This is a genomic window from Saccharopolyspora flava (genome assembly GCF_900116135.1).
Classification (GTDB): domain Bacteria; phylum Actinomycetota; class Actinomycetes; order Mycobacteriales; family Pseudonocardiaceae; genus Saccharopolyspora; species Saccharopolyspora flava.
Map to the genome: position 1 here is coordinate 54062 of NZ_FOZX01000014.1, position 12839 is coordinate 66900.

Annotated in this window: 14 protein-coding genes; 10 read left to right on the top strand and 4 right to left on the bottom strand. The window is 69.5% G+C overall.

Going from position 1 to position 12839, the window contains the following annotated elements; genetic code table 11:
• Position 1: 1 nt before the first annotated feature.
• The 6 genes from pyrF to BM424_RS26805 all read left to right on the top strand — a co-directional run bounded on the left by pyrF (position 2) and on the right by BM424_RS26805 (position 4330).
• On the top strand, positions 2-853 hold the full coding sequence (pyrF, locus tag BM424_RS26780; protein ID WP_245776160.1) for an orotidine-5'-phosphate decarboxylase: 852 nt from the start codon (positions 2-4) through the stop codon (positions 851-853).
• A gap of 242 nt (positions 854-1095) precedes the next feature.
• Positions 1096-1497 carry a YbaB/EbfC family nucleoid-associated protein gene (locus BM424_RS26785; RefSeq protein WP_175548280.1) on the top strand — a complete coding sequence of 134 codons (402 nt, stop codon included), beginning with the start codon at positions 1096-1098 and terminating at the stop codon, positions 1495-1497.
• A 16-nt stretch (positions 1498-1513) separates the two neighbouring features.
• Positions 1514-1828 (top strand): hypothetical protein, encoded by a 315-nt coding sequence (locus BM424_RS26790; protein ID WP_245776161.1) that lies wholly within the window; start codon positions 1514-1516, stop codon positions 1826-1828.
• Positions 1825-2988 (top strand): WXG100 family type VII secretion target, encoded by a 1164-nt coding sequence (locus BM424_RS26795; protein WP_093423673.1) that lies wholly within the window; start codon positions 1825-1827, stop codon positions 2986-2988. Before BM424_RS26790 ends, BM424_RS26795 begins: the two co-directional genes overlap by 4 nt.
• Positions 2985-3695 carry a hypothetical protein gene (locus BM424_RS26800; protein WP_093423676.1) on the top strand — a complete coding sequence of 237 codons (711 nt, stop codon included), beginning with the start codon at positions 2985-2987 and terminating at the stop codon, positions 3693-3695. Before BM424_RS26795 ends, BM424_RS26800 begins: the two co-directional genes overlap by 4 nt.
• Before the next feature lie 23 nt (positions 3696-3718).
• On the top strand, positions 3719-4330 hold the full coding sequence (locus tag BM424_RS26805) for a hypothetical protein (protein ID WP_139274174.1): 612 nt from the start codon (positions 3719-3721) through the stop codon (positions 4328-4330).
• A 24-nt stretch (positions 4331-4354) separates the two neighbouring features.
• Here BM424_RS26805 and BM424_RS26810 read toward each other — a convergent pair whose 3' ends face one another.
• On the bottom strand, positions 4355-5449 hold the full coding sequence (locus BM424_RS26810; protein ID WP_093423681.1) for an FAD-dependent oxidoreductase: 1095 nt from the start codon (positions 5447-5449) through the stop codon (positions 4355-4357).
• A 69-nt stretch (positions 5450-5518) separates the two neighbouring features.
• On the opposite strand from BM424_RS26810, the gene BM424_RS26815 reads away from it, so the two are divergent.
• The 3 genes from BM424_RS26815 to BM424_RS26825 all read left to right on the top strand — a co-directional run bounded on the left by BM424_RS26815 (position 5519) and on the right by BM424_RS26825 (position 7718).
• Complete coding sequence (locus BM424_RS26815) at positions 5519-6193, top strand: TetR/AcrR family transcriptional regulator (protein ID WP_093423684.1); 675 nt, start codon at positions 5519-5521, stop codon at positions 6191-6193.
• A gap of 95 nt (positions 6194-6288) precedes the next feature.
• Entirely contained in the window at positions 6289-7368 is a 1080-nt protein-coding gene (locus BM424_RS26820) for a serine/threonine-protein kinase (RefSeq protein WP_093423686.1), read from the top strand.
• Positions 7365-7718, top strand: coding sequence for a hypothetical protein (locus BM424_RS26825; protein WP_093423689.1), 354 nt, complete (start codon positions 7365-7367; stop codon positions 7716-7718). The genes BM424_RS26820 and BM424_RS26825 overlap by 4 nt, the downstream gene beginning before the upstream one ends.
• A 117-nt stretch (positions 7719-7835) precedes the next feature.
• Here the strand turns inward: BM424_RS26825 and BM424_RS26830 are convergent, their stop codons facing one another.
• Both BM424_RS26830 and BM424_RS26835 read right to left on the bottom strand, forming a co-directional pair.
• A complete protein-coding gene (locus BM424_RS26830; protein WP_139274175.1) occupies positions 7836-8621 on the bottom strand; it encodes a hypothetical protein in 786 nt (261 codons plus the stop codon).
• Positions 8612-8821 carry a hypothetical protein gene (locus BM424_RS26835; RefSeq protein ID WP_093423694.1) on the bottom strand — a complete coding sequence of 70 codons (210 nt, stop codon included), beginning with the start codon at positions 8819-8821 and terminating at the stop codon, positions 8612-8614. The genes BM424_RS26830 and BM424_RS26835 overlap by 10 nt, the downstream gene beginning before the upstream one ends.
• Before the next feature lie 329 nt (positions 8822-9150).
• Between BM424_RS26835 and helR the strand changes: the two genes are divergently transcribed.
• Positions 9151-11283 (top strand): RNA polymerase recycling motor ATPase HelR, encoded by a 2133-nt coding sequence (gene helR, locus BM424_RS26840; protein WP_245776162.1) that lies wholly within the window; start codon positions 9151-9153, stop codon positions 11281-11283.
• A gap of 798 nt (positions 11284-12081) precedes the next feature.
• On the opposite strand, the gene BM424_RS26845 is transcribed toward helR, so the two are convergent.
• The gene (locus BM424_RS26845) at positions 12082-12810 is read right to left on the bottom strand and encodes an alpha/beta hydrolase (RefSeq protein ID WP_093423696.1); all 729 of its coding nucleotides are present in this window, start codon (positions 12808-12810) and stop codon (positions 12082-12084) included.
• Positions 12811-12839 lie beyond the last annotated feature (29 nt).

Sequence of the window (12839 nt, forward strand, 5' to 3'; positions counted from 1 at the left end):
GGTGGCTGACGCGCCGCTGCGCGCGGGGTTCGGCGCCCGGCTCACCGACGCGGTGAGCCGGCGCGGGCCGCTGTGCGTGGGCATCGACCCGCACCCGTCGCTGCTGCACGCGTGGCAGCTGGGGGAGAGCCCGCAGGCGCTGGAGCGCTTCGCGATGACCGTGGTGGAGGCGCTGGCCGACCGGGTGGCGCTGCTCAAACCGCAGTCGGCGTTCTTCGAGTCCTACGGTTCCGCCGGGATCGCGGTGCTGGAGAAGGTGATCGCCGAGGCCCAGCAGGCGGGTGCGCTGGTGCTGCTGGACGTCAAGCGCGGCGACATCGGCTCGACGATGACGGCCTACGCGATGGCCTACCTCGACGAGCACGCCCCGCTGGCCGTCGACGCGATCACGGTCTCGCCGTACCTCGGCTACGGGTCGCTGGCCCCGGCCATCGGGCTCGCCGAGCAGAACGGCAAGGGCGTGTTCGTGCTGGCCCGCACGTCGAACCCGGAGGGCGTGGGCCTGCAGCAGTCGGTCCACGGCAGCGGCGACACGGTCGGCCAGTACATCGTGGACTCGGCCGCCGAGACCAACCTGGGCAAGACCCCGATGGGCCACGTCGGCGTGGTGGCCGGAGCCACCATCCCGGCGGGAGAGCTCGACTTCTCCGACCTCAACGGCCCCATCCTCGCCCCGGGCCTCGGCGCCCAGGGCGCCACGGTCGAAGACCTCAAAGCGGTCTTCGGCCGAGCCCTGCCCCACGTCCTGCCGACGACGTCGCGAGACGTCCTCCGCCACGGCCCCGACGTGAAGTCCCTCCAAGCCACCCACACCCACCTCGCAGAAGAGATCAACACCAAACTCACCCCCTGACCAACAACCCACCACGAGGGCGTGCGGATCCCCCCGGAACCCGCACGCCCTCTTGGCGTTGTGCCGACCCGCCCAACGCTCCGGGGACGTCCACGTGGTCTGCGAAGCTCTCCGCTGCGCTGATCGGATGGCGAATTCCGTGAATTCTCCACGCGCCCTCGACCTCCTCGGCTACCGTCGCCGCAGGTGAGTCGATCAAGGGGGAGGATCGGATGTCAGGCCCGGCCGAGCGGATCCAGGAGATGCTGCGGGACTTCGAGGAGCAAGCGGCGAAAGCGGCCCAGCTCCAATCTGCCGTCCAGGACATGCAGGGCACCGCCACGAGCGACGACCGCTCCGTCACCGTCTCCGTGGCGCCTTCGGGTGCGCTCTTGGACCTTCAGCTGGCGCCGAACGCGATGCGCAAGCAGGCGCACGAGCTGCAGCAGCAGATCATGGACGCGGTTCGCCGGGCGACGGAGAGCGCCGCGAACCAGATGAACGAGGCGGTCGCCCCGATCCTCGGAGACCGGATGTCGCAGTTCCAGGAGGCGTTCAACGCGCAGACCGCGGTCGTGAAACCCCGCGAGGAACATCAGTCGCGTCCGCCGACGAGCTCGGCCGACGAGGACGACGATTTCGGATCCGGTTCGTTCCTGCGCTGAGGGGAGGAGACCCACGATGACTGATCTTCGGATGACTCCGCAGACCCTGACCGGTCACGGCGCCGGTTGTGACTCGCTCGCCGAGAAGTTCGGACAGCTCGCCGACCTCCTCAACCAGGCCGAGGTCGACGACCAGTGCTTCGGACCGCTTGGGGAGTTCCTGTTCAGCTCCTACAAGTCCGGCCTCCGCGAATGCCAGGACCTGGCCACGAAGGCTCAGGACTTCCTGGTCCACACCAAGGAGCAGCTGGACGAGACCGTCAAGGACTACGCGGAGACCGAGCAGCAGATCATCGAGTCCCTCAACAAGGCCGGGGAGGGCATGGCATGACCGCACCTCAGGGGCCGGGCGACTTCCAGACGCTCAACAAGGGGGAGGGGAAGTCCAAGAACTGGTTCGAGCAGTCAGCGGGTTACGGCTCCTCCTGGGCGGGTGCAGCGCAGGACCTGTCGGACGCGTCCTCGCCGCCGGAATGGGGTGCGGCGTCGGTCTCCGCACGTGCCGAAGCACTGCAGACGATGGCCAGCCCAGGTCAGGCACTCGCCGACAACGGGCTCGGATTCCTGGTCTCCATCGTCCTGACACCGCTGATCGAACTCGCGGAGCAGGCCTACGGTGATCCGGAGCAGATGCGTGCGACCGGCGAGGGCTGGGAGAACGTGGCCAAGTGGCTGGACCAGGTAGCCGAGCAGGAACCCCAGCGGGCCGAGGCCACGGCTGAGACGTGGATCGGCAAGGACGGCGACGCGTTCCGCAAGCAGATGGCCGAGTTCGGTGACGGCGTCAAGGCGCTGTCCGCCGACATCCGAGACCTCAAGAGCACGCTGGACATGGCGGCCGACATCTTCGACATGTTCATGGAGTTCTTCATCCAGGTCGTCACGGAACTGATCATCGGCCTGATCATCCAGTGGCTGGCAGCCCTGGCGGCGTCCTGGATCACCGCAGGAGCCTCCGTGGGGGCCGCGAGTGCGGGAACGGCGGCCCAGGTCGGAATCCAGGGCGGCCGCATCGCCACCCGCGTGGCCCAAGTCCAGCGCAAGCTCTACCAGCTCTTCCAGAAGCTGGAACAACTACTCCAGAAGCTCCGCGAAACCGCCAAGCTGCGTGAGGTCATCTCCAGGATGGATGCTCTGCGGAACGGTGGGATGGTCAAGCAGTTCGTCGGTCGGCGCCTCGACTCAAACGCCGCGTTGAACACGCTGACGAAGGCGGATCCGACCTCTCTGGCCACGACGGCGAGCAGCCGGTTCTCCAACGAGACGGGCGCTGGTGCGCTGGCCGGCAATCTTGCTCAGCGGTTCATGACCAGTACATTCGGCGGGCAGACGCGCATCAGCGGCGCGTTGTTCGACGCGGGCGTCTCGACCGCAACAGACGCGGCAATCGAGCAGGGGGCGGATGCCGCTTATGGTGTCGGGAAGGACCAGGTGACCGGTGAGATGAATGAGCAGGAGCGGAAGTCCGCTCAGGAGAAGGGCTTTCAGTGATTGAGGTTCTCGCGGTTCGGGGGCAGTGGTGTCGGCCGGGGGAGCCGGTGCTGTGGTGTCACCGCACGCAGTTGAGCTGCGGGTTCGACGTCGTGGGGCTGGATGCGCGGGGTAAACCGAAGAAGGGCTTCGGGGCGCGCGCGATGCTCGCTGGCGGGGACAAGGCAGCGGGTGTGGTGGCCGGTCTCGCGGAAGCTGCGGCCGGGGCCAGCGGTGGCTCGGACTTCTCGGATCCTCCTGCGAACGTGGTGTTCGGCGGTGGGGAGGACTGCGCGGCCGTCGAACAGCTGTCGCGGGTTCCAGGTGATGCGCTTGTCGGATGCTGGGTACTCACGCCGCAGAGGTTTGCGTGGCTGACCTTCAGCGCCGAGCAGCGCGAGGAAGAGCCGTCGCCGCAGGGGCTGCTCGGCGGAGCGCTGAGGTTCGGTAAGGGGGCCGTGAAGTTCGCGCAGGAGCTCGCGGCGAACAAGGCCGAGCACGAACCTGGTGTGCCCGTTCCGGTTCCGCAGGTCAGGACCTGGCTGGAGATCGAGCGTTCCGCCATCACCGAGATCAGCGCGCAGCGCCGCGATCTCGGACGCGGGTTCAAGTACAAGCCCTGGTACCTGCGGGTGACGTTGACCGACGGTTCCGGTGTGGACGTGTGCCGGACCCGGGAGCAGGAGCGCGTGCAGCGCCTGCTCGACATGTCGCACGGGAAGATCTGACGATGCGGGATCAACGAGAGGTCGTGCGGCTGCTCACGGAGGGCTGGTGCGGCCCTGGCGAGAAGCTCGCCTTCATCATCGGAGGCCCGCAGAAGTCGGGGTGGTTCGGTGCGACGACGAGTGACGGACGTGGTGCCCCTTACGAGGCCGGGCATGACGTGCTCCAGCCTCCGTGGCCGAGTGTGAATTCCCTGGTGGCAACCGGTGAACACCTCGCGGACGAATGGGTCCACGATCCCGCTGTCTTCGGCTGGGCCCACGCGAGCGGCCCGCAGCAGGCGGCTCCGCGGAGCGCCGCAGCGCTGAACAGCGGTAGGCATCTCGCCTGGCTGGTGTGCAGCAATCAGCGGCTCGCGGTGGTCGTCGAAGCCGATACCCTCGCCGAGGCTAAGGGCACAGGCGGTGAATCGGGCTTCCTGGGCGGCTTGCTCGGCAAGGGCAGGGCCAACGCCGGCGAGGTGGAAACCTGGTGGGAACTGCCGACCAGTGGTATCGCCGGGTTCGCCGCAGCTGACCTCGGGCGCGGATTCGACCCCGTCGAGTTCTTCCGGATCGGCTTCGCCGACGGTTCCGTCCTCGAATTCCGCATGAAGGATGCCGCCGAGCTGGTCAAGGTGGCAGAAGAGCGTCTGTGAGCCCCTGCCCTCGGGGCCTTCGGGTCAGGTCGTGAGGAGGGTGAGGATGTGGTCCGGGGTGTTGAGGCAGTAGTCGAGGACTTCGTGGGATTCCGGGGCTGTGGCGTGGCTTCGGGTGAACATCTCCTGCTCGAAGGTGGCGATCGCGGTGCCGGGGTCGTCGTGGGTGGCGAGGGCTTTGCCGAGTTCGGCGCCGTCGTACAGGGCGAGGTTGGCGCCTTCGCCTGCCGGGACCATGAGGTGGGCCGCGTCGCCGATGAGGGTGACGCCCGGGACGGGGTCCCACCGGTGGTCGTCGGGCAGGGTGTGCAGCGGGCGCAGCACCGGGTCGGTGTCGCCGTCGGTGATCAGGGCGCGGATTTCCGGTGCCCAGCCGTCGAATTCGGCGGCGACGCGGTCGCGGAGCGGGGTGGTCGAGTCGATCCACTCCTGGGGGACGCGCAGCTGGGCGTAGGTGTGCAGGGTGCCGCCGGGTTCGCGGTGGGCGGCGATGCCCTTGCCCGGTGAGGGGACGAACAGGGAGCCGTCGCCGACGGCCCGGGCCGCGGCGGGGTGGCGGGTGTCGGCGTCGAACAGGTACGTCTCGACGAACACCACGCCGACGTAGGCGGGGGTGGCCGCCGACAGCAGCGGGCGGACGCGCGACCACGCGCCGTCGGCGCCGACCAGGAGTTCCGAGGTCGTTCTCGCGCCGTGGGCGAAGGTCAGCTCGTGCCTCCCGTCGCCGAGCGGGCGGACCGAGGCGAGCTTGTGTCCCCAGTGGACGGTTCCGGGCGGCAGCGAGTCGAGCAGCATCCGGCGCAGGGCGCCGCGACGGACCTCCGGGCGCTTGCCCAGGCCGTCGTCGGGCCGGTCGAGCAGCACCGTCCCGTCGGTGCCGAGCAGCCGGCTGGCCTCGGCGCCTTCGAAGATCAGCTGCTGGAACTCGTCGAACAGGCCCGCGTCCTTGAGCGCGAGCTGCCCGTCGGTGTCGTGGATGTCGAGCATGCCGCCCTGCGTGCGGGCGGTGGGCGAGTCCTCGCCTTCGTAGACGGTGACGGGGATGCCGTGGACGTGCAGGACGCGGGCGAGGGCGAGCCCGCCGAGGCCTGCTCCGACGATGGTGACCGGTGGTGTCATGACGCCTCCTTTGGAACGCTGTTCCATTCGAGTTTGGAACGACGTTCCAGCGTGTGTCAAGATGGACCCATGCCGGGAAGCGCACATCACACCGGACGCCGCTCCGACGCCCTGACCAGGCAGCGCATCGTCGAGGCCGCCGTGGCGATCCTCGACGCCGAGGGGGAGCGCGGCCTGAACTTCCGCAGGCTCGGACGCGAGCTCAGCACCGGCCCCGGCGCCCTCTACCACCACGTCGCGGGCAAGGACGAGCTGCTCAGCGCCGCCACCGAGGTCGTGCTCGCCGACGTCATCCCCACCGGTGACGCCCGCGGGGATGACGCCGTGCGGGAGGTCGCGCTCGCCGTCTTCGACGCCATCGACGCGCACCCGTGGGCGGGCACGCAGCTCACGCTCACCCCGACCCACCCGACGCTGCTGCGGATCTTCGAAACCCTCGGCGGTCACGTCCGGGCGCTCGGCATGCCCCGGTCCGCCGAGTTCGCCGCGGCCTCCGCGCTGCTCAACTACGTCCTCGGCGTCGGCGGCCAGAACGCCGCCAACGCGCGGATGGCTCCCGCCGGCAGTCGCGGCGACTTCCTCGGTTCGGCCGCGGCCACGTGGGCGCAGCTCGATCCCGCCGAGTTCCCGTTCACCCGCGACGTCGCCGACCAGCTGCGCGAGCACGACGACCGGGAGCAGTTCCTGGCCGGGGTCGACCTCATCCTCGCCGGCATCCGCGCGCTCGGAGTCACCCGCCGATAAAGATCTGGTTGAGCATGATGATTCCTGCTCAAGCCGGTCGTTGGGCTCCGTGTCACCACCCGATAGGGTCAATGGGTGAGGAGTTCGGAGGGTGCATGACCGACGATGCTCCGTTGCTGGGCGGGCGGTACCGGCTGGGTTCCCGCATCGGCGGCGGTGGGATGGCCGACGTGCACCGGGCGATGGACACCCGATTGCAGAGGTTGGTCGCTGCCAAGGTGTTCCGCTCGGCGACCGATGAGCTGGGGCGCAAGCGCTTCGCCGAGGAAGCCAGGATCCTCGCGGGACTGAGCCACCCGGGTCTGGTCACGGTGCACGACTTCAGCGCCGACGAGGACGAGCTGTTCCTGATCATGGAGCTCGTCGAGGGCGGCACGCTCGCCGACGTCGCCGAGACGGGCCCGATGCAGCCCGAGGACGTCGCCGACATCGGCGGCAAGCTGGCCGACGTGCTCGCCTACGTGCACGGCAACGACGTGGTGCACCGCGACGTCAAGCCCACCAACGTGCTCGTCGGCAACGACGGGCGCGCGTTCCTCGCCGACTTCGGGGTGTCGCGGCTGGCCGACGCGGCCGGTCGGCTCACCGACTCCGGCATGGTCGTCGGCACCACCACCTACATGGCTCCCGAGCAGGTTTCCGGTGGTGACGTGGGGTTTCCCGCCGACGTCTACGCGCTCGGGCTGGTGCTGCTGGAGTGCGTGACCGGGCGGGTGGAGTACCCCGGCGGCCCGGACGCGGCCGTCGCGCGCCTGGTCCGCCCGCCGCAGGTCCCCTACGGCATCCCGGCCCGGTTGCGGCGCGGGCTGCTGGCGATGCTCACCGCCGACCCCTCGCGACGGATCAGCGCCGAGCAGGCCGGTGACCTGCTCAGCGGTCGCACGACCGAGGTCCTCGCCCCGATCCCGGCGCCGCTGCCCGCGCCACCGCGCGTGCCGCAGCAGCGGGTGCAGCGCCCGCCGACCGAGTCGATGCCGGTCCAGCAGCAGTCCTCGCGGCCGCCGCTGGCGCCGATCGCCGCCGGGCTGCTGGCGGTGGTCGCCGCCCTCGTGCTGGCCGTGGCGTTCTGGCCGTCGTCGAGCGAAACCCCTGAGCTGCCACCGGTTTCCGGTGATCCCGGACCGGACCGGCTGCCCGCCGACCTGGAGAACCTGGAGAGGCTGGTGCGCGGATGAACCGGCTGCTGCCCGCGGTGGTGCTGGTCGGGTTCGTGCTGGTCGGATGCGGTGACGATCCGCAGGTGCGCGCCCAGCTGGGCGCCCGCGTCGCCGAGGTCAAGACCGCCGCCCTCGCCCACAACCGCCTCGACGCCGAAACCGCTCTCGTCGCCCTGCATCGCGACATCGCCGAAGCGGTCGCCAACGGCACCCTGGACTCCGACAGCGCCGGCTCCATCATGGCCGCCGCCGACCGAGTCGCCGAAGACGTCCGCGCCCTGCCCGCCCCGGGCTCGGCCCCCGTCACCGTCACGGTCGAACCCGAACCCCGCGCCGAGGACAAGAAAACCCGAGGCAACGACGGCTGACCCCGTCCCCCGATCGAAAACCCCGGTTTTCACGCGACGAATGTTGCGGTTTTCGACACCGGTGACGAAAACCCCGGTTTTCGTCGCGTTGAAAACCGGGGTTTTCGTCGCGACGGGTCACCAGCGGAGGGTCCAGGGGGTGGTGTCGGCGAGGGGGTTCTCGGGGACGGTGGCCGGGTGGAGGTATTCGACTCGGACGACCGGACCGGCCCGGAGGGGGCGGCGGTGGACGAACTCGGGGAGCAGGGTCACCGGGTCGGCGTAGTAGGTGAGGTCGGCGCCGCCTCGGGTGTCGTCGGCGGGCTGGAACGGGTAGGTGCCCGGGTCCAGGCCCGCGTCGCGCAGGGCGAACAGCAGGTGCGGCATGTCGAATCCCTCGACCGGCCTGACCCGGACCTCGATGCGCAGGTAGCGGTGGCCGTCGACGTCCACGGGCACCGGCGCGAGCGGGGTGAGGAAGTGGTGCGCGCCCCGCAGCGACGCGATCATCTCCTCGGCCTGCGAGTCGGTCAGGCCGCCGGGAATCACCCCGTCGCCGAGCCCCGGCCGGGAGCTGACCTGGCACAACGCGCTCGACTCCGGCCCGTCCCAGACCTGCCGCGACGGCAGGTAGCCGTACTGGGCGCCGTCGACGCACCGGGTGCGCACGACGCTCCGCCCGCGCCAGTGCTCGATGCCGGTGCCGACGTGGCGGCCGGATGCGTAGTCGTAGATCTCGTCGCTGACCCGCACCATCGTCCGCGCGGCGGCGGCTTCGGGGGTCTCGAAGTACTCGCGCCGGGTGTGCACGACGGTCTGGGTGGCCTGCCGCCGGTACATCTCCCAGAACACGTCCTCGGGCCGGTCGGGTTCGGCGCACCCGGTCAGCAGGGCGCACAGCATCGCGGCGGCCATCAGTCGCACAGCGCTTCCACCACGTCGCGGGCTTCGGCGCGGAACGCCTGGTCGAGGAAGTAGAGCTTGTCGGCGACCTCGGTGAGCTGGCTGCGCGCGATCACGACCTCGGCGCCGTCCTGGGCGATGGAGATCTCGTCCCGCACCAGCAACGTCACCACGATCTCGCCGCGACGCTCGCACGCGGGAATCCGCCAACTGGCGCACATCGTCTCGTCCCTCCACATAGGAAGCAGTGATGGGACGAAAGTCGCTGAGTGCCAACGGGTCACGCAACACGCCGTTCCGGCGACACGAGCCGCGTGACAGCCGGGCACGCACCGGATTCGTGATCAGCACCAAGAGACCGAAGGGCGGGACGCGCGGCAACCGGCGCGAGGAACTTGCCCGGGATCGAGGGGAACCCCCGTCCCCTCCCGTGCTCATTCTACCGGGGGGGAGGGGGACTTGCGGCAAGGCCCGGGGTCTGCCGCACAATGCTCGACCTGCGCAAACAGCGTTGCGCTGCATGGGGGAGTCGATCACCGGTGAGGGGCACGTGTCTGAGCACGACGAAGAACTGCGGTCCGAACGCGCCCACGTGGCGGGGCTCTACGCACGACTCGACGCCGAACGCGCCCGAGCCGAGACCCGCTACCAGCGGGCCCTGGGCGACACCGCGACGTCGCCGATGGAACGCGACGTGGAGGTCCGCGCCCAGGCCCGCGAGCTGCAGCGGCTGAACGTCGCCGACCACGGCCTGTGCTTCGGGCGGCTCGACGCCGACGACGGGGAACGCCGCTACATCGGCCGGATCGGGCTGTTCGACGAGGCCGACGACCACCGGCCGCTGCTGCTGGACTGGCGCGCGCCGGCGGCACGCCCCTTCTACACCGCCACCGCCGCCCACCCCGAGAGCATGCGCCGACGCCGCCAGCTGCACAGCCGCGGCCGGGAGATCACCGGCTTCACCGACGAGGTTCTGGGGTGCCCGGACGGCGACACCGCAGGTGACGCGGCCCTGCTCGCCGCCGTCAACGCGCCCCGGGGCGAGGGGATGCGCGACATCGTCGCCACCATCCAGGCCGAGCAAGACCGCATCATCCGCCTCGACCACCCGGGCGTGCTGGTCATCGAAGGCGGACCCGGTACCGGCAAGACCGTCGTCGCGCTGCACCGCGTCGCCTACCTGCTCTACACGCAGCGGGAGCGGATGGAGCGCAGCGGCGTGCTGGTGGTCGGGCCGAATCCGCAGTTCCTGAACCACATCGGGCGCGTGCTGCCGTCGCTGGGGGAGTCCGACGTCGTGTTCGCCACCACCGGCGACCTGCTGCCCGGGCTGCGCGTCACCGCCGAGGACGCACCCGAGATCGCCGAGTTCAAGGGATCGCTGACGATCCTCGACGTGCTGCGCGCGGCGATCGCCGACCGGCAGCGACTGCCCGAGCAGCCGTGGGAGATCGAGCTGGAGGACGTGTCGGTCCGCATCGACGCCGCCACCGCCGAGTGGGCCCGCGAGGAGGCGCGCGACAGCGGCCTGCCGCACAACGAGGCCCGCGCGGTGTTCGTCGACGTCGTCGGCTACGTGCTCACCGAACGCGCCACCGCCCGCATCGGCCGCGGCTGGCTGACAAGGGAGGACGAGGCGTGGGGGAGCATCCGGGAGGAGGTGCGGGCCGAGCTCGCCGAGCACCGGGGCCTGCGCGAGGCGATCGACGCGCTGTGGCCGGAGCTGACCCCGCAGCAGCTGCTCGCCGACCTCTACACCTCGCCGGAACGGCTGCGCGCGGTCGGCGCCGAGGCGCTGCTGCGGGATGAGGGCGAGGCGTGGACGGTGTCGGACGTGCCGCTGCTCGACGAGCTCGTCGACCTGCTCGGGGAGGTGAAAACGCCTTCTGCCGAGGAGGATTCCGACTACGCCGCCGGAGTTCTGGAGATCCTGCAGGTGGAGCGGCACGACCTCATGGACGACGAGGACCACCTGCTGGCCCAGGACCTGCTGGACGCCTCGGATCTCGCCGAGCGGTTCGTCGAGCACGACACCCGCGACCTGGCCGAACGCGCCGCCGCCGACCGTGACTGGACCTACCGCCACGTCGTCGTCGACGAAGCGCAGGAACTGTCCGAAATGGACTGGCGAGTGCTGATGCGCCGCTGCCCGAGCCGCTCGTTCACGGTCGTCGGCGACCTCGCCCAACGCCGCTCAGCCGCAGGTGCGCGCACCTGGGCCGCGATGCTGGACCGCTACGTCCCCGGTCGCTGGGCCTACCGCGAGCTCACCGTCAACTACCGGACCCCGGCGGAGATCATGGAGCTCGCCGCCGGACTCCTCGCCGAGTTCGCACCCGGCGTCGCCGCTCCGGCCTCGGTCCGCTCCACCGGCGTCGAACCCTGGTTCCGCCAGGTCGACGCTTCTGAAATGTCGTGTGCCGTGGAGGAATTCACGTCCGAGGAGTCCGGATGCGAAGGCACCAGCGTCGTCATCGGCCCACCCGGCACCCCCGGCGCGGTCACCCCGACGGACACCAAGGGCCTCGAATTCGACGCGGTCCTGCTCGTCGAACCCGCCGAGATCCTCGCAACCCCACGAGGAGCCGCCGACCTCTACGTGGCCCTCACGCGCGCGACGCAACGCCTCGGCATCCTCCACACCACCCCGCTCCCCGACGTCCTCCGCCCCCGCGAGGAGTGACCCGATTTCAAGGGAAGTCGGGCCGGACAGTTTTCACTAAGGATACGTTTCGCAACGGACGCGACCAGGACGACCCAAGATTCAGTAAACGCGACCCACTACGGGTACGTTTCGCAACGGACGCGACCAAGACGACCCAAGCTTTGGTAGACGCGACCCACTACGGGTACGTTTCGAAAGGCAGTGGCAATTTCTTCTGAAATTGGCGGCCCCCCACAACGCAAGAAAACCCCAAGACGAAGCCAATTTCTGGAGAAATTGCCACTCCGCACGCAAGCAACCCGACCCCGCGAAGCGATCCCAAGGAACCCCGTGGGGGGGTGACAGTTTTCATGAAAACTGTCAGACCCCTCGGGGTCTCTCTGTGGAGGGGGCTCCAGACTCTCGAGGTGGTTGAGCTGGGATTTTGGGGTTCCGTCGTGTGGGTGGAGGGACAGTTTTCATGAAAACTGTCCCGACCCCTTGGGGGTCGTCTTGGGAGCGCTCCGCGGGGTACTTTGGGTGCGTGCGGAGGGGCAATTTCTCCAGAAATTGGCTTCGTTTCGTGGTTCTCCTCGCGTTGCGGGGGCCGCCAATTTCAGAAGAAATTGCCCCTGCCTTTCGAAACGTACCCGTAGTGGGTCGCCTCTACTAAAGCTTGGGTCACCTTGGTCGCGTTCGTTTCGAAACGTACCGGTAGTGGGTCGCGTTTACCAAAGCTTGGGTCATTTTGGTCGCGTCCGTTGAGAAACGTACCCGTAGTGGGTCGCGTTTACTGAATCTTGGGTCACCTTGGTCGCGTTCCTTTTGAAACGGACCCTAAAACTGTCCCCTGGCGAGGTCCACGAGCAACCGGGCCACCTCGCCGGGCATGGTGATCATGCAGTCGTGGCCGGTGGGCAGCTCGTGAACCACGGCGGGGGAGCCGTTGGGTTGGACGGTGGGGACGGGGCGGCGGACGAAGCCCTCGGGGACGTCGGTGCAGTGGATGTGGGCGCGGGGGATCGCCCGCGTGGCGGGGTTGTCGAGACGCACGGGTTGCTGCAGCGCACCGACCGAGTGGTCGGACAGCATCGAGCGCAACCACGCCAGGTCGTCGGGATCGGTGACGCCGAACAGGCCGTCCCCGGCGAAGCCGTCGTCCGGAGGCGGGACGCGGAACCCGCTCTCGGAGCGCAGCGCCAGGTCGATGGACTTCTTCGCCTGCGGCATCACGTCGGCCGCGGTCTCGCCGTCCTCCGGCACCATCGCGTCGAGGTAGATCAGCTGCGAGATCCGCTCCGGGACCTGGTTGGCGGCGTCGGAGATGACCAGCCCCGCGTAGCTGTGCCCGACCAGCACGACGTCGCGCAGGTCCTCGGCGAGGATCAGCCGCACGAGGTCGTCGGAGTGGGTGTGCACCCCGGTCTCGGGCGCGAGCAGGTGCGCGGTCTCGCCGTACCCGGTCAGCGTCGGGGCGAGCACCCGGTGCCCGGCGAGCAGCGGCACCACCCGGTCCCAGGCCCGACCGGTGTGCCAGGCGCCGTGGACCAGCAGAAACGTGGACATGCAAACCTCCGGTGAGTGGACGTGCCGAC

What these genes read in the sequence shown, in the direction of transcription:
- BM424_RS26785 (WP_175548280.1), top strand. Translation starts at nt 1,096, where the DNA reads ATGCTGCGGGACTTCGAGGAGCAAGCGGCGAAAGCGGCCCAGCTCCAA.
- BM424_RS26790 (WP_245776161.1), top strand. Translation starts at nt 1,514, where the DNA reads ATGACTGATCTTCGGATGACTCCGCAGACCCTGACCGGTCACGGCGCC.
- BM424_RS26795 (WP_093423673.1), top strand. Translation starts at nt 1,825, where the DNA reads ATGACCGCACCTCAGGGGCCGGGCGACTTCCAGACGCTCAACAAGGGG.
- BM424_RS26810 (WP_093423681.1), bottom strand. Translation starts at nt 5,449, where the DNA reads ATGACACCACCGGTCACCATCGTCGGAGCAGGCCTCGGCGGGCTCGCC.
- BM424_RS26815 (WP_093423684.1), top strand. Translation starts at nt 5,519, where the DNA reads ATGCCGGGAAGCGCACATCACACCGGACGCCGCTCCGACGCCCTGACC.
- BM424_RS26820 (WP_093423686.1), top strand. Translation starts at nt 6,289, where the DNA reads ATGACCGACGATGCTCCGTTGCTGGGCGGGCGGTACCGGCTGGGTTCC.
- BM424_RS26825 (WP_093423689.1), top strand. Translation starts at nt 7,365, where the DNA reads ATGAACCGGCTGCTGCCCGCGGTGGTGCTGGTCGGGTTCGTGCTGGTC.
- BM424_RS26835 (WP_093423694.1), bottom strand. Translation starts at nt 8,821, where the DNA reads ATGTGCGCCAGTTGGCGGATTCCCGCGTGCGAGCGTCGCGGCGAGATC.
- BM424_RS26845 (WP_093423696.1), bottom strand. Translation starts at nt 12,810, where the DNA reads ATGTCCACGTTTCTGCTGGTCCACGGCGCCTGGCACACCGGTCGGGCC.